This is a genomic window from Planococcus beijingensis (assembly GCF_016820615.1).
Classification (GTDB): domain Bacteria; phylum Bacillota; class Bacilli; order Bacillales_A; family Planococcaceae; genus Planococcus; species Planococcus notacanthi.
Map to the genome: position 1 here is coordinate 118058 of NZ_JADHDZ010000003.1, position 15906 is coordinate 133963.

A 15906-nucleotide genomic window follows, 5' to 3' on the forward strand; every position below is an offset into this window, starting at 1 on the left:
TAAAAGGTAGAGTTGTACCTCTTCTTTAACTATTTTAATTTTATAGAGTGAAGATTAATAAAAAAGGACAGACTTATCCCGTTTACTCTGATTTCACAAACAGAGCCTTTGAACGTATTCAATTACTGATTCAAAGTCGGGAAACGAAGTTTCATTGAGTGTGTCATTTTTTAATAATCCTCCTTATCGAATAAGCGTACATTCATCATTGTAAATTACTAAATAAAGTTAGTCAAAAGAGTTGGCTTGTTCCATCTTCCTGGAATTCATTTATAGAAATTAATAATTTCATAGGAGTTTAAAGTTCTACTTGATGCACCAATTATTTCCACACATAAATTGACTAAGGAATATAAATGCATTTCTAATTAATTAGCGTTCGTAAAAGTACACTTTTACGAACGGTTGAAAAAAGGCTGAAAAACGGCAAAGTGAACGTTCGTAAACGTGTTAGAACACATTACGAACGTTCGCGAAATTACATACATATTTACGAACGCTTTTCGGGTAAATGAGAGGAAACAATCGTTTTACGAAGAGAAGTTTGTAACAGTGCAAACCTGAATACATAAGCGTTAGTAACAAAGATTAAAATAAAAGCCGACAATTAGAAGCCATGAAAACATCAGCTTCCCTCTCCCGCCAATTTTTTTCAGAAAAATATTCCCATTCAAAAAAACGGAAGGAGAAAAAGGAATGCTTTTTCTCCTTCCGTTTTTTGCTGGACTTGTGGGACTGCCCTTTTTAGAAATGCGTTATTTAGCCAGTCCTTCTTTTTGCATCAAGCTTTCAAGTTCGTTAAGGGCTTCTTTTTCATCTGCCCCTTCAATGTTCACTTTAAATTCGGTGCCGTAAGCGATTCCCAATGACATCAATCCCAAAATAGATTTTAAGTTCACTTTTTTCTCCCGATGGACAATGTTTACTTCCGAATCAAATTTATTTGCCAAGTTAACCAAAACTGCTGCCGGTCGGGCATGAATCCCTGCTTTATCTGTGATTACAAACTTTTTTTCTACCATTCTGTCCCAACTCCTCTGTCGATTAGCCACTCCAATTTAACCGAACAATCAGTTAATTTAAAATGGACTTCTTCTCTCGCTTATTGTTCATGTAAGGGTACAACCTGCTTATTCATGGGTGACCATCAGTTCAAGATTTCCTTCGATTCCATATGATTCGACCATCGATGGCAAAATAAAATGAGTGCCCTTGGCTAATGCAAACCTGTTTCCATTGACAGAGATTTCTCCCGATCCCCCAATGACACTGATCAAAAGATAGTCCATTTTCAAAGGAGTGTCTACTTTCCCTCGGATGATCCAATGATACACCGTAAAATAGGGTTCTTTTATTAATTGCTTACTTTCCAAGTCCCCGTCATTCACTGAGTTTTGGGAAGGTTGAACAGCATGGTAAGGAAAATTGATGACATCAATCGCTGATTGAATATGAAGTTCGCGTGTGTTCCCTTCATTACTCTTCCGATCGTAATCGTATAGACGATAGGTGATATCGGAGCTCTGCTGGATTTCCAGCACCATGATTCCTTCTCCGATGGCATGGACGGTACCGCTGGGGATATAGAAGAAATCCCCTTTTTTGACCGATACCGGCATCAGCAGCTCATCCCATTGCGCTGCATCCACCCGTTCTTTGAAATCTTGCCGGCTCTCTGCCCGGTGCCCCAAAATGATTTGGCTGTCCGGTTCACAATCCAATACGTACCAGCATTCCGCTTTTCCATACGGGACGTTTTCCATTTCCTTTGCATAACCGGCATCTGGATGGACTTGAACAGACAAACTTTCGTTGGCGTCCAAAATTTTTACCAGCAACGGAAAATCTCCGTCTCGTTGTTTTTTACCGAACAACAGCGGATTGTCGTTCCAGGCTTCCATCAGATTCCTTCCTTTTAACAAGCCGTTGGCAATGATGGATGGCCCTTTTTCGTGAGCCGATATCACCCATGCTTCTCCTGTTTTATCCGAAGGGATGTTGTAGCCGAAAAGGGTATGGAGTCTCTTTCCACCCCAAATCCGGTTCTGGAAGACTGGTTCCAAAAAAATAGGTTCTTCGTACATATGAAGTTCCTCCGATTCCCGTTTAATGAAATTACCCATTTTGAAAACAGAGGGCTGCCGCACCGATAACCCCGGCATTTTGCCCCAGTTTAGCCGCAGTAATCTCTGTTTTTCGGCCTGTTGGGTTCAAGGCATAGCGGCGGACGTACTGGCGGATTGAATCGAACATCGGCTCTCCGAATTTAGAAACCCCGCCGCCGAAAACAATCTTTTCAGGATCGAAGGTATTGATCATACTGACAGAAGCCACTCCGAGCACGTTAAAGACATCTTCCATGTAGCCAGTTATGTCGGGATCCCTTTCTTTGTAAAAACGGAAAACATCTTTCGCCGTTACCTCCCTGCCGATGATTGCTGAAGCCCGTTTAGCAATCGCCGTCCCGGATGCAATGGATTCCAGACAGCCCCATTGCCCGCAGACACATTCTCCAAAAGACGGGTCAATGACCATATGGCCAATATCTCCAGCATTGCCTTTCAACCCTTTGAGAAGCTTACCTTCCGCAATGATTCCAGCGCCGATTCCTGTACTGACTGTAATATAAATGAAATTCTCATTTTCAACCGCTGCCCCGATCCATTTTTCGGCAAGAGCTGCGGCATTCGCATCATTCTCCAATAGAACCGGAACAGAAAATGAACGTCCAATCAATTCCCGAACCGGGATATCCACCCATGCCGGCAAATTGGGCGGACAAGAGATAAGACCATTTTTACTGTCCAGCGGACCAGGTGCCCCTATGCCGATTCCCGCAATCTCCTCTATCAAGACGCCGGACTCTTCGATGACACGGCTGATTTCCTGTTGAATTTCAGCAATCATCGCTTGGGGCCGGATTTGCAGGTTTGTCGGAATAACCGATTGGCTGACGATGACTCCCCGCTCATCTACTGCCGCAATGGCTGTCTTGGTTCCACCGATGTCAACGCCAATGGCATATTTCATTCTTCCACTTCCTAACCTAAAGATTGCCTCTTCGGCAAGAGCCGAGTTGTTCTATAAAGCGATTACTTTCATAAAGTCCTCATAGGTTTTGGCTTTGATTAACCGTTCAACAACCGCGCTGTCGTGAATGATCCTGCCAAGCAGATCATACATGACCTGAAGATCTTCCTGGCTGTCTTTCATGACATTCAACAGGCAGACAAATTGAACCGGCTTTTCTTTCCACATAATCGGTTTTTTCAGTGTGCAGACAGTTAAAAAAGTCGTTGTTGAATGCGGGGTAATGGGATGCGGAATCGCCACCAGGTTGCCAAAGGATGTCGGTGCCACTCTTTCCCGTTCGTATACAGCCTGAAGGCAGCCTTCATCCACCAACCCGCGTTCGATCAACTTTTTATGAAGAAATTCCAGCACCTGCTCTTTTGTGCGCAGCTCCTGCCCCAGAAAGATCAGCTCTTCTTGGAAATAGGCGGAAATATGCTGCTGTTCCTTCAAGATGTATTTTTCGATTTTCCGGATATCGGGATCTCCCAGAATGGCATTGACCACAATCACCGGCACCGCCAGTTCTTCCTGGATGGGAATGGAGCTGATGATGAAATCAATACCGGCCAGCTCACAATTCTTCAGCTTATAATATTCGGTCGTGCCGGCCACTTCCAGGCTATCGCCAAATTGAGATTTTAATTTGTAGTAAATCAATTGGGCCGTCCCCAATCCGGATGCGCACACGATTAGACATCTTTTCGGAACGATTTCGGATTTACGCCGTTCAATGGCCGCCGCTATGTGGAGGGCCAGGTAGCCGATTTCATTTTCATCGATGACCGTCCCAATCGCTTCATTGATCGTCATTCCCGCAAGAATTCCAGCTTCGAACGCAACGGGATAGTTGACCTTGATGTCCTGAAGCATCGGATTTCTGATGTTCATGCCGTACCGGTAACGGTTTACAGCCGGCTTTAAATGCAGGCTCAAGGCGATGATCAATTCCTGGTCATTCTGAATGCCCAAATTCAGTTTCGATTCGATCCGTTCCAATGCCTTGATCACCAATGCATAAATTTCTTTTTGGATCACTTGCTGGACCGCTTTTTCACCGGCTTCCGGATGCGCAGCTATCTTGGTGCCGAGTAAATGCATCGCAATGTAAGCCACTTCTTCCAAAGGAAAATGAACAGCAAATTTCTCCTGTACTTTCCTGACGATTTTCTGGGCTACTTTGTATTCCTTTTGCTCCAGAATTTCATCAATATCCGATGAGTGTAACGTAACGTTATAGCCTTCTTTGATTCGTTTATAGGCAATTGCCAGATGAATCACCAAATTATTGATGGCAATGTCTGATACAAAAACGCCGCTTTCCTGAATCTGTTCCATGACAATCGCTAAAATGGTATCCAACTCTTCTTGAGTCAACGAAGCAAAATGGGGCTTGAACAGTTCATTTACCGGCGCTTCACGAACAAAAACATACTCAGCCATGCAAAACCGGCGCTTCAGTTCATCAGCATGGACATACAAACCATAATTCGGACGTGATTCCAGACGGATATCATACGCCGACAGCATTTTTTTCACATGCCCCAAATCGTTTTGGAGAGTCGATTTGCTTATATACATTTCATCAGCCAATTCCTCAAGCTTGATATAACCATCGCTTAATAAAAACCGTTTGACCAAATAAGCGATCCGCTCCTCGGGCATTTTAGGAACGAAGGAATCCAGTTCCGCATCTTCTGCAGCCAGCTTTTTTAAATAACTGCGGAAAAGCGGATCTTCCATGACTCCGAGTTTATAGCCCTGCCCCATGACCGAATCGATATAAGCCCCATGATCAACCAGCAGTGAATCCAATGCTTTGATATCTTCACGGATGGTCCGCGAAGACACCTGATTAATCATGGCCAGGTATTTACCTGTAATCGGCGTTTCCGCAGCCATCAACTCACGGAATATTATTTTCATTCGCGAGGTCAACATATCACCACTTCTCCTTACAATCGCTTTTCAATCTATTTCCCACTGTTACTTTAAGTCTAATATACCTTAACTAATCAATTATTAATGATTCTTTTTACTTATATTTAATTCGCACCGACATAAATTTCTGCTTTCACAAGAAATACGCTGAGTTAAAATCATTTCTCTAAACTGCTTCAGCCTGCATAAGACTTTTCAAACTGAGGCAAGTATTCTTTATGCGCTTCCAGCATTTCGTCCAGGATTTGTTTGGCTGTACTGTCTGACGGAACCAGAGGGTTGATGGCCATTGCCAGCAAAGCAGTATGGTAGCTTCCCGTCACAGCCGCTTCAGCAGCCAGGCGCTCAAATGATTTGATTTGCTGGACCAGACCACTGACTGCAACCGGCATGCCGCCCATAGCGATCGGCTTTGGCCCCTCATTTGTGATGATGCAGCTGACTTCTACTGCCGAATCCGCCGGAAGACTGGAAATCGCTCCATTATTCCGGACATTGACCACCTGAATATCCTGTTTGTTGTTATAGATGGAGTTGATGAGGTTGCAGGCCGCATCGCTGTAAAATGCACCGCCCCGCTCTTCCAATTGTTTCGGTTTGACCGCCAGGTTCTCGTCGCTGTATAAAGTGAATAATTCTTTTTCCAGCTCCTGCACCACTTCGGCGCGCGTTCCTTTGTCCTGCAGCGCCTGCTGTTCCTGCTCAAGCATTTTCTCCGTCTGGTAGTAATAGCGGTGGTATGGGCATGGCAGCAGATTCAGGGCTTGGATAAAGTCCTTTTCCCAGCCGACATCGACAATGTTTTTCATCGTCATCGACGGCCCGCTTGTCAGCTTATCCAGCACTTCGCCCATAACGGCTTTACCGTCCAAATATACTTCCAGTCCGTAGACCATATGGTTTAATCCGGCAAAGTCGATGTGGACGCGGCTTTGATCGACTTCAAGCATCTCTGCCACAGCCATATGCATCCCAATCGGCACATTGCACAAGCCAATCGTTTTCGTAATTCCGCTGTAGCGCAGGACAGCTTCTGTCACCATTCCGGCAGGATTCGAGAAGTTGATGAACCAGGCTTCCGGGCAAAGCTCTTCGATGTCCCTGCAGATTTCCAAAATGACCGGTATGGTACGCAACCCTTTGAATAAGCCGCCCGGACCATTGGTTTCCTGGCCAATCACTCCGTATTTCAATGGGATCCGTTCATCTTTGGCACGGGCCTCCAAATGGCCTACGCGAATTTGTGTGGTGACAAAATCCGCTCCCGGCAATGCTTCCCGTCGGTCAAGTGTCATATGGATCTCAATCGGCACCCCCGCTTTTTCCACCATCCGTTTGGCAAGCGCTGAGACGATCTCGAGCTTTTCCTGTCCTTCCGGAATATCGACGAGCCATAATTCCCGGACCGGCACTTCAGGGTAGCGTTTAATGAAGCCTTCGATCAGCTCGGGCGTGTAGCTGGAGCCGCCGCCGATTGTCACTATTTTAATGCCTTCCATCTGTTCATCCCTCCCGTTTCAGGCTCTGTTGAAGCCATTCTGTTCAGCAACCTGTTTGATCCAATGGGCGCTTTTTTTCGGTGTCCGTTTTTTCGTTTCAATATCGACTGAAAAGAAGCCGTAGCGATTTTTATAGGCATTCATCCACGACCAATTGTCCATGAATGACCATAAGTGATAGCCTTTGACATTGCAGCCTTCTTCAATCGCTTGATGCAGCCAGGTTAAATGCCCGCTGATAAATTCGATGCGGTAATCGTCCTGGATCTCACCGTTGTCAACAAACCTCGACTCATCTTCGACACCCATGCCGTTTTCAGCAATATAGGACTGGATATTCCCGTAGTTGTCCCGCAGATTGACCATGATGTCATAGATGCCTTTTTCATAGATTTCCCAGCCCCGGTACGGATTCATTTTCCTGCCGGGCATTTCGTAATTATCGAAATACCAATCAGGCATGAACGGCCCGTATGGATTCGGCAGATGTTCTTTGGCTTTGACACGTCGCGGCTGATAGTAATTGACGCCCAAAATATCGACAATTCCCGATTTCACCAGCTCTTGATCGCCTTTTTCGGTATGTGGCAGCTGGCCATGCTCCCTCAGCATTTCCACCAGCTCTTCCGGATACTCCCCTAGAACTGCCGGGTCCAGAAAACTTCTATTGAAAAACAGATCGGCGGCGTTGGAAGCTTTCAGATCGGCCGGATGCTGACTTCTTGGATAGGAAGGCGTCAAGTTCAGGATGATGCCAATCTGGCCTTCTTCAATCCCGGCTGCCCGAAACACACCAACCGCTCTGGCATGGGCAATCATGGTGTGATAGGCCACTTGCACAGCGCGTCTCGCGTCGACGACGTTTGGATAGTGGAAATCGTACAGGTAGCCGCCTTCGACCGGTACAATCGGTTCGTTGAACGTAAACCATTTCTTCACCCGGTCACCGAACAAACGGAAGCATTCTTCGGCAAATTTCGCATAAGCCTCTACAACGGCCCGGCTCTCCCATCCGCCTTTCTCCTGCAGTTCAAACGGCATGTCAAAATGGTACAGCGTGACGAAGGGCTCGATTTCCTGGGCAATCAATTCATTGATGACATTGTTATAGAAAGCCACCGCTTCGGGATTGATCTCCCCTTGTCCTCCCGGAATGAGGCGGGACCAGGAAATGGACAGCCGGAATGTATTGTGGCCGATTTCCTTCATTAACCTAATATCTTCTTTATATAGATGATAAAAATCAGAAGTGGATGCCGGGCCTACGCCATCAAAAAAACGATTGGGTTCATTTTCATGCCATTGATCCCAGATGTTGCGCCCTTTCCCACCTTCGTCTGCAGCCCCTTCTATCTGGGTGGCAGAAGTCGCACTCCCCCACCAAAATCCTTCTGGAAACTTATACTGTAAAGCCATTCTGCAACCTCCATTGGGTTCTATTCCGCTTTAACGGTCCGTAAAAGTCCGATTAGTTCAGTTAACACTCAGTAGATCTAAACATCCCACTGAGTGCATTTTTTTATTTATTCCGGTAGATTTCAACGATTTCGACAGCCAGATCCCGGACAGTCATCGAAGTCATCAGATGATCCTGAGAATGGATGAGCATGACCGTAATGGTGTTTTCTTCTCCGCTGGCTTCTTTTTGCAGCAATTGGGTCTGGTACGCATGGGCTTTACCCAGTTCTTCGCCCGCTGCAACCAGCAGCCTGTCAGCTTCCTCAAAATCATTGGCTTTTGCAGCCTGGATGGCTTCCATAGCGCTGGATTTTCCGTTTCCGGCATTCAAGATTATTTGAAAAGCAATTTCTGTAATTGTGTCCATTTGCATTTGCTGTCACCTCTACTAATAGTTTTTTGGAAAATGATCATGCTTCTTCCCGTTCAGTATCATAATAATTTTTGTCCAGAATCCGAAGGAACGGCCACCAGATCACCATGACGACCAGCATGTTAACTGCCTGAAGCACACCGCCCTGCCACGCATTTCCTGTCGCCAGGAAGCCATTGAGGATGGGTGGTGTCGTCCAAGGCACGATAATGCCTGCCGGTCTTGGAACAAGCCCTGCTGCCATCGAGTAGTAAGTGATGAGTGTGACTGCAACCGGTGCCAGCATCCAAGGGATGATGATTAACGGATTCATGATGATCGGCAATCCGAAGATAATCGGTTCATTGACATTGAAAACGCCTGCCGGTGCTCCGAGTTTCCCTAACTCTTTGAGCTGACGGCTTTTTCCGATGGCAAAAATCAATACAATGACGGCAAGCGTCATTCCCGTTCCACCCATTCCGACAAGGAATGAATCGATGAATTGTTTGGTCACAATGTTCGGAAGTACTTCTCCGGCTTGGAAAGCCACCAGGTTCTGGTCATTCAATGTAAACCAGATAGGATCGAATACCGAGTTGATGATAATTTGCCCATGGAGACCGAAAAACCAGAAAACCTGTGTCAGCAAGACAATGATAATCGTCGCCGGCAGCCCGCTTCCGAGAATCGTCAACGGCTGTTGGATAATCGTGAAAATAAAGGCTTGCATCGTTTCAAATGAAGTAAAGCTGAACAGTACCCGGATGAGCAGAAAAATCGATAGCGTCAACGTAATCGGAATCAAGGCACTGAATGATTTTGATACCGCTGCAGGCACACCGGCCGGCATTTTGATGGTCCAGCCACGCTCAATGAAAAAGCGGTTAAGCTCTGCAGAAAGAAATGCAGTGAAAATCCCAAGGAACATGCCTTGTGCTCCGAGGGCTGAAGTTGGAATCACACCCGGTACATCTTCCAAAACCTGCGGCGTCAAAATCAGGAATGCCGCCAAAGCGACAACTCCACCATAGATGGCTTCCTGTCCATAATGGGCGGTCAGCTTGTAGCCGATGCCAATGATGACGAACATCCCCATGATACTGAGCGTCGCAGCAGAAGCCGGACCTAACGCATTTTGATAGGCTGTATAGGCTTCCGGACTGATGACACGATCGAGGAATGGCAGGTTGGCGATCACCACAAAGATGGAACCAAAAATAATTAAAGGCAAAGCAACCATGAAGCCATCACGCAAAGCAGTCAAGTAACGATTGTTGTTCAGTGCATCCGCCAATGGCAGCAAGAAGCTTTCCAGAAACTGCATGAATTTATTGTTTTCCATTTTCTTTCCTCCGCTCCTGTTAATAGGTTTCGATTAATTCCATTGCTCTATTCAATACGGATTCGCCGTCCAATCTGCCATAAGCCATTGAGTCAATAACTTCCAACGGGATACCGACTTCTTCCGCCACTTTTGCGAATTTCTTTTTCAAAAATCTCATTTGCGGACCGATCAGCAGAACATCCGCCTTTTCCATGTCTTTCGTTGCTTTGTCCTGTGAGACCGCCCAGATCGTCACCTCAAGCCCTTTCGTTTTTGCTGCTTCCTCCATTTTGGTGACCAGTAGACTGGTCGACATTCCTGCTGAACACGCCAATAAAATATTCTTCATTTTGTATAACCCCTCTCCCTTTAATTTTCTGAAATATTCGACTACAATATCAGTTTAGGTTGAAACCGCTTACAACTCTACTCATTAATTTTCCGCTTCATGGAGGAAAAGAGTAACCACTCATTTTTTGGAAATCTGCGTTAGAATAGAAGATAAGCATACCATCAGTCAATAGGAGGAATCACAATGAGATTTGGCATCATCGGAACGAATTGGATTACCGACCGCTTTATCAAAGCGGCAAATCAGCATACTGAATTTACAATCGGCGCAGTTTATTCCCGTTCGACAGAGACCGGCAGCGCATTTGCGGAAAAATACGGCGTGGAGAAAGTTTACACGGATTTATCAGCGCTTTTCAGCAGCGGTGACATCGATGCTGTTTATATCGCATCCCCCAACGCCTTCCATGCCGAGCAAAGCATTTTGGCAATGGAACACGGCATCCACGTCCTATGTGAAAAGCCGGCGGTCACGTCCGTTGAGGAAATGGACCGCGTCATCGAAGCTTCCCGCCTGCACAACACAACCTTTATGGAAGCGATGAAATCAACGGTGACCCCTTCTTTCCTGAATTTGAAAAAGAACTTGGACAAGATTGGACCGATCCGCCGTTTCGTCTTCCATTACAATCAATACTCGTCACGCTACGACAATTACAAGAACGGCATCATTGAAAATGCCTTTAAACCGGAACTCGGCAACGGCGCCAAAATGGACCTTGGTGTCTACGGCATCGCGCCGGTCGTTCATTTAGCGGGAGCACCGGAGTCGGCATGGAAAAACGATTACCTTCTGTCGACAGGTGCCGATGGACAAGGCAGCATGATCTTGAACTACAATGGCATGGAAGCCATTATTATGTACTCGAAGATTTCGAATTCGTTTTTACCAAGTGAAATACAGGGCGAGAACGGCACGATTCAAATCGACCGGATCAGTGACCCGAAAAACATCACCATCAACTACAGAGACGGCCGGACAGAGGATTTGTCTGTAGCGCATGAATTCGATACGATGTATTACGAATTGGCCGAGTTCATCAACTGTGTGAAAAACGGACAATTGGAATCATCCATTAACACCCATGCCATTTCACGGGAAGTAATGGAACTGCTGGTGTGAACGATCGTTTTAAAGAAACGTTCTTAACCTGATAAAATAGGTATGTAAGATCAGCTCGATTACTCAACTTATCCAATTGAACAGCAAAGGAAGTGCCCTATGATAAAAGGAATCATATTCGATTTTGACGGTTTGATTTTTGACACGGAAACGCATCAATACCATATTCTCCAGGAAATGTTTGGCCAGCATGGCAGTGAATTGCCGCTGGCGTTATGGCAAAACGAAGTTGGCACCGACAGTGGATTCTCGCCGTTCCATTATATGGAGGAACAAATCGGGAAACAAGTCGAGCATGCCTTGCTTGAAAAACAGTACAAAGAAAAGTTCCTTTCGACATTGGCGCAGGAGAAAGCGCGTGACGGCGTGGAAGATTACCTGCGGATGGCACAAGAGATGGAATTAAAAATCGGTTTGGCTTCCAGTTCTAGCTACCGCTGGGTTTCGGGCCATTTAAAGAACCTAGGATTGTTCGATTACTTCCAGTGCATCCGGACTTCCGATCATGTGGAAAAAGTGAAGCCTGATCCCGCATTGTATATCCAAGCGGCGCAATGTTTGGAACTGGCTCCGGAAAACTGCCTGGTTTTCGAAGATTCGGCTCACGGCGCGACGGCCGCCAAACGGGCTGGCATGGGATGCGTCATCGTACCGAACAAAATCACCAGCACGATGGATTTCTGTGAAGTCGAGCACCGGCTGGATTCGATGGCAGATATGCCTTTGACGGAGCTTCTTGAGTATGTGGCTTCAGTGAAAATAAATCGTTAAAGTGAAAAGAGGGTTCTGGCTGGATGCCAGAACCCTCTTTTTCTATTTTCATCAAAATTTCTTCTTCGCACCCAAGCAATTCGAACAGTCTGATACACTCTCCACTCTTTTAATGGGGTTGTGTCGCGGCAATTCCGAAAAAGGAACGGGGATCGTCCGAAAACACAACCCGTTCGAAATGAGCCTGAAATCCCGCTTCCCTAAGCAGCTCTTCCCATTCCGGCATGGAAAACAAGCCGCCTTTCATGCTGTCATGCTCATGGGTCACTTTCCCGTCCCTGTCCCGCATAACATACGCATATTCTGTTTCCAATATCTGATCGTCCGGGTCGCTGTCATAAGTCCACTCCAAATACCGCATGCCCCGTCCGTCCTTGTCAATTCCTCCATGGTCCGTCCGTGGTTCAAACGTTTCCATGTACTCGTCCGGCATGATGAACAGCAGTCCATCCGGTTTCAGGTGTTTCTTGGCGTTTTTCATGACTGCCAGCAAATCGGACTTATCCGTAAAATACGTAATCGCATCGTGAATGAACACCAGATCAAATTGGCTGCCCACTTCGATCGTCCGCATGTCCCCTTGCATGTGCGGGCAATCCGGATTCAGCTGGCGGCTGACTGCCAGCATGTCCGGGGATAAATCCGTCAATGTCATCGAAAAATACTTTTTCAGGTAAAAGGCATTGCTGCCTCCTCCCGAACCGAATTCCAGCGCTTCTTTGACTGCAGGATGATACTGTCGGATGATTTTCAGGAAAAGATGGGCTTCTTCCTCGTACTCCGTATGCGGAGACAATAACGGCCACCACGTTGCCAGTTCCTGGTACAGCTTCATGCGGACTCACCCTTCCGATTTTTCTTTTATTATATAGCGGATGGGCGGAAGTTTGATAGAAAGTGATTCATAGATTTAACAGAAAATATCGACTAGTAAACTTAGGACTTTTAAACTACAATAAAGGTAATTGGAAATTGATTGGGTGATTTGAAAAAAGGAGCTGGATAATGAAAAAGATTCTTCTATGGATCACCGGTATTGCCCTAACTTTAGTCGTTATCTGGCTCGCAACCGGATACCATACCACTCCGGAAGGCGCATTCGAAGAACTCCAGCAATCAACAGATGCGACGCTTATTCCGATGGTGGATGAGAGTCATGTTGTCCTGATTGATGAAAACGGCGAACTTTCCCTTGCACTCATGATTCCCGAGCGCGGCTTCTTGATCACCACCCTTTACACAGACTTTGAGATTTCCCCTACTAATCTGAATGTCTTTGATGTGGACCTTGACCAAAATATCGCTTTTCTAAACGCACCTGGGAAGTGGGAGCATGCTTACGGTCTCCTGAAAAGTGAAGAGGTAGAACATTTAACAAATTCATGGCCGTTGGAATATGAAGCTCCCTATCCAGTCCACTCTTTGGCAGATTATTTTTCCGAATCTACTTTTGAAGATCTTATTCTCTGGGACTTCCCTCAAGAGCTGGAAAAGGACACCCTTCAGTCTTCCTTCTACTTTCTGGATGAAAATGAAGCGGTAATTGAGGAAATTCAAAATGAGTATACGATAGAAGAATTTCATGCAAATGAAGATGTTATTACAGACAAGGAGTGAATAAAATGACTTGGATAGAGAAAGCAAAACCCATTTGGTTTTTGATGCTTGTTGGTATTTTCACCGGTAATTTCTTGTTGTACCAGACTTCCTTCGGGCTTACGATCATGCCTGAAGAAACCCAATATGTTGTGCTGGGTTCCCTGTTGGACCTCGTTATCCTGGCGCCTCTTTTCACAATGCTTTACCTCAATAAATTCACCTTAAAAACAACGATTGCGCTTTCTGCACTCGGTTGTGTGCTGCTCCGATTCCTTATCCCTTCTTCATTGCTGGAACCATTTGAAACCATCACCTGGATCGGGATTCTGGCAGAAGGCAGCCTTGTTCTCCTGGAACTGTTGCTGATTGTCGCTTTTGTCCGGTATATGCCTAAAATTACAGCTGATGTCAAGAAAAGCCCGCTTCCGGTTGTATTTTCATTTTCACAGGCCGTTGATCGGTACGTGCGCACCCATCCCATTATTCAAGTGGTCTGTTCCGAATCGCTGATGTTTTATTACGCATTCGCGAGCTGGAAAAAGGCACCGCGCTCCGGAATCACCCTGTACAAGAAATCGAGCTATATCGCCTTACAGATTATGATGATCCACGCCATCGTCATCGAAACGATCGGCATTCATTATTGGCTCCATGACAAAGCACCGATCCTCTCGATTATTTTGTTGCTGCTGAATATTTACTCGGTCATTTTCTTCTTAGCCGATATCCAGGCTCTGCGATTGAACCCGATTCATTCCGATAAAGACGCAGTCTATTTGTCACTTGGTTTAATGAAGCGGGCACAAATCGATTATTCGAACGTGGAATCTATCATTGAGGACGCATCGATCCTTGAACAAAAGCTTTCCAAAGACACCATCGACTTTGCCGTACGGGATTTCGAAAAAGTCTATCCGGATTTTATTTTAAAAATGAAGACACCGCAAAAAGTCGTTTTGTTTATGGGAATTGAAAAAGAATATAATTTCGTTGCAATCAAATCCGACTCGCCAAGCGAACTTAAAGAATTGTTTAAAGAGAACGGCGCGGCAGCTACCTACCACTGAAAACGAAAAAATTTAGGATAATCAATAAAAGGAGGTGGATGAAATCGGATTGGGGATACTCAAAGTGTTTCTGCAAATCGTCTCGCTGACCTTTTTCACAGTTATTCTTGTCTCTCAGAACTTCGATTTGATGATCTATGCCTTTGGAATAATGGTCCTGTTGTTTACTGTTCTGGGTTACGAAGAACTCAACGTGAAAAAGAATGTGGGAAACGGGATCGCGATACTCAGCGCGGTCCTTATCATGGGGCTGTTTTTGGCTTTTAGCCTTGTCTAGACCCCTCGCTGCCTGACATAAGAACAGCCCTCCTTTTCTCAAGGAGGGCTGCTTTCATTCGACTTCTTTAACAACTGTGTACGAATACAGATCGTGTGGAAATCTATCGCCTTCGTACGCATCGTACTGGGCACGGTCTTTCAAATAGATGAACGGACTGACTGTATCGCGGTGTACCATGCGCTCCAAAATTTGTTCAGGCGTCGGTTCGCCGCCCGCTTCGTTTTGAACTTCGATGCCCATCATTCTATGTCCGATGGTCTGGCCTTTCAGCCGCATTTGCGCATATTCTAAGCCCCAGAAAATCACGGTTGGGGACACTACCGTATACATAAAGCTGCTTTTCGTTTTTCTTTTCAATAAAGGCTCAACAGCAAACGATACGGCTGTGGAAATGGCTGTGTCGATCAGCAGTGCCTTCGTGCGTTTTTTCATCAATTCATTCATCTGATTCATCCTTCCAAAATGAGTAATAAAGTAAAAGCTGACAGGATGGTCAAAGATGCTGACCATTCATACCAGTAGCGTCGTTCTTCCCGGTGCGCACGCCATTCCCCGATTCCCCGAAATAAGGTCTGCAGGAAAAACAGCGCCGCAAAAGGACTGAGACGGGCAATCAACGAAATCCCGGCGCCGTCATCTTTCATGTTGATAGCGATCAAGGCAAACACAAAGCCGATAAAAAGCGCCACCTCAAGTGCGATCCCCAAAAGGTTTCTGTCCTTCAGGAAAACGCTTCCTCCCAAGCCTTTGATGCCGCGATGTTTTCTGAGGTAGATTCCGATAAAAAGGAAATAAGCCACAAAAATTGCGATGAATCCGATGATCGTGACTGAATGCATGGAACAACCTCCAGAATAGTTTACCTCTCCATTTTGGACTTATTCCCCTTCTTTAGTCAACATTGGAAACTAAGCAGAATCTTTCAACGGGCTCTATATGGAAGACCAGTAAAATCAAAAGCTTGATCACGTTCGTGTTATTAAGTTTTATGATTTTTCAAGCGGTCAGCTAACGGTTTGCCGGTGCATCCTTCAGGGAACCCATGAGGTAATGGAATAAGTTGAAA

Annotated in this window: 18 protein-coding genes; 5 read left to right on the forward strand and 13 right to left on the reverse strand. The window is 45.7% G+C overall.

Annotated elements, in window-relative coordinates; translation table 11 throughout:
- Nucleotides 1–122: 122 nt before the first annotated feature.
- The 10 genes from IRE19_RS18560 to IRE19_RS09215 all read right to left on the reverse strand — a co-directional run bounded on the left by IRE19_RS18560 (nucleotide 123) and on the right by IRE19_RS09215 (nucleotide 9998).
- A complete protein-coding gene (locus tag IRE19_RS18560) occupies nucleotides 123–167 on the reverse strand; it encodes an erythromycin resistance leader peptide (RefSeq protein WP_203334236.1) in 45 nt (14 codons plus the stop codon).
- A gap of 588 nt (nucleotides 168–755) precedes the next feature.
- A complete protein-coding gene (locus tag IRE19_RS09175; RefSeq protein ID WP_203340146.1) occupies nucleotides 756–1022 on the reverse strand; it encodes a phosphocarrier protein HPr in 267 nt (88 codons plus the stop codon).
- A 108-nt stretch (nucleotides 1023–1130) separates the two neighbouring features.
- A complete protein-coding gene (manA, locus tag IRE19_RS09180; RefSeq protein WP_203340147.1) occupies nucleotides 1131–2084 on the reverse strand; it encodes a mannose-6-phosphate isomerase, class I in 954 nt (317 codons plus the stop codon).
- Between the two features lie 31 nt (nucleotides 2085–2115).
- Entirely contained in the window at nucleotides 2116–3030 is a 915-nt protein-coding gene (locus tag IRE19_RS09185; RefSeq protein WP_203340148.1) for an ROK family protein, read from the reverse strand.
- Nucleotides 3031–3081: 51 nt separating this feature from the next.
- Nucleotides 3082–5013, reverse strand: a complete 1932-nt coding sequence (locus IRE19_RS09190) for a BglG family transcription antiterminator (RefSeq protein WP_203340149.1) — start codon at nucleotides 5011–5013, stop codon at nucleotides 3082–3084.
- A gap of 176 nt (nucleotides 5014–5189) precedes the next feature.
- Nucleotides 5190–6512, reverse strand: coding sequence for a 6-phospho-beta-glucosidase (locus IRE19_RS09195; protein WP_203340150.1), 1323 nt, complete (start codon nucleotides 6510–6512; stop codon nucleotides 5190–5192).
- Nucleotides 6513–6530: 18 nt separating this feature from the next.
- The gene (locus tag IRE19_RS09200) at nucleotides 6531–7928 is read right to left on the reverse strand and encodes a glycoside hydrolase family 1 protein (protein ID WP_203340151.1); all 1398 of its coding nucleotides are present in this window, start codon (nucleotides 7926–7928) and stop codon (nucleotides 6531–6533) included.
- Nucleotides 7929–8031: 103 nt separating this feature from the next.
- On the reverse strand, nucleotides 8032–8337 hold the full coding sequence (locus tag IRE19_RS09205; RefSeq protein ID WP_203340400.1) for a PTS sugar transporter subunit IIA: 306 nt from the start codon (nucleotides 8335–8337) through the stop codon (nucleotides 8032–8034).
- 43 nt (nucleotides 8338–8380) lie between these two features.
- On the reverse strand, nucleotides 8381–9667 hold the full coding sequence (celB, locus tag IRE19_RS09210; RefSeq protein ID WP_203340152.1) for a PTS cellobiose transporter subunit IIC: 1287 nt from the start codon (nucleotides 9665–9667) through the stop codon (nucleotides 8381–8383).
- Nucleotides 9668–9686: 19 nt separating this feature from the next.
- Nucleotides 9687–9998 (reverse strand): PTS sugar transporter subunit IIB, encoded by a 312-nt coding sequence (locus tag IRE19_RS09215; RefSeq protein WP_191714794.1) that lies wholly within the window; start codon nucleotides 9996–9998, stop codon nucleotides 9687–9689.
- A 186-nt stretch (nucleotides 9999–10184) separates the two neighbouring features.
- On the opposite strand from IRE19_RS09215, the gene IRE19_RS09220 reads away from it, so the two are divergent.
- Nucleotides 10185–11123, forward strand: coding sequence for a Gfo/Idh/MocA family protein (locus IRE19_RS09220; protein ID WP_203340153.1), 939 nt, complete (start codon nucleotides 10185–10187; stop codon nucleotides 11121–11123).
- A 99-nt stretch (nucleotides 11124–11222) separates the two neighbouring features.
- Nucleotides 11223–11894, forward strand: a complete 672-nt coding sequence (locus IRE19_RS09225) for an HAD family hydrolase (RefSeq protein ID WP_191714792.1) — start codon at nucleotides 11223–11225, stop codon at nucleotides 11892–11894.
- Between the two features lie 109 nt (nucleotides 11895–12003).
- Here IRE19_RS09225 and IRE19_RS09230 read toward each other — a convergent pair whose 3' ends face one another.
- The gene (locus tag IRE19_RS09230) at nucleotides 12004–12729 is read right to left on the reverse strand and encodes a class I SAM-dependent methyltransferase (protein ID WP_203340154.1); all 726 of its coding nucleotides are present in this window, start codon (nucleotides 12727–12729) and stop codon (nucleotides 12004–12006) included.
- A 170-nt stretch (nucleotides 12730–12899) separates the two neighbouring features.
- Here IRE19_RS09230 and IRE19_RS09235 point away from each other — a divergent pair, with 170 nt between their 5' ends.
- From IRE19_RS09235 to IRE19_RS09245, 3 genes are read left to right on the forward strand one after another with little or no spacing between them, the layout of a single operon-like run.
- Nucleotides 12900–13511, forward strand: coding sequence for a hypothetical protein (locus tag IRE19_RS09235; RefSeq protein WP_203340155.1), 612 nt, complete (start codon nucleotides 12900–12902; stop codon nucleotides 13509–13511).
- Nucleotides 13512–13516: 5 nt separating this feature from the next.
- A complete protein-coding gene (locus IRE19_RS09240) occupies nucleotides 13517–14560 on the forward strand; it encodes a beta-carotene 15,15'-monooxygenase (protein ID WP_203340156.1) in 1044 nt (347 codons plus the stop codon).
- Between the two features lie 49 nt (nucleotides 14561–14609).
- On the forward strand, nucleotides 14610–14837 hold the full coding sequence (locus IRE19_RS09245; protein ID WP_203340157.1) for a hypothetical protein: 228 nt from the start codon (nucleotides 14610–14612) through the stop codon (nucleotides 14835–14837).
- Nucleotides 14838–14891: 54 nt separating this feature from the next.
- Here the strand turns inward: IRE19_RS09245 and IRE19_RS09250 are convergent, their stop codons facing one another.
- Both IRE19_RS09250 and IRE19_RS09255 read right to left on the reverse strand, forming a co-directional pair.
- A complete protein-coding gene (locus IRE19_RS09250) occupies nucleotides 14892–15284 on the reverse strand; it encodes an RDD family protein (RefSeq protein ID WP_203340158.1) in 393 nt (130 codons plus the stop codon).
- A 5-nt stretch (nucleotides 15285–15289) separates the two neighbouring features.
- Nucleotides 15290–15679 carry a DUF4181 domain-containing protein gene (locus IRE19_RS09255; RefSeq protein ID WP_191714786.1) on the reverse strand — a complete coding sequence of 130 codons (390 nt, stop codon included), beginning with the start codon at nucleotides 15677–15679 and terminating at the stop codon, nucleotides 15290–15292.
- Nucleotides 15680–15906: the final 227 nt, after the last annotated feature.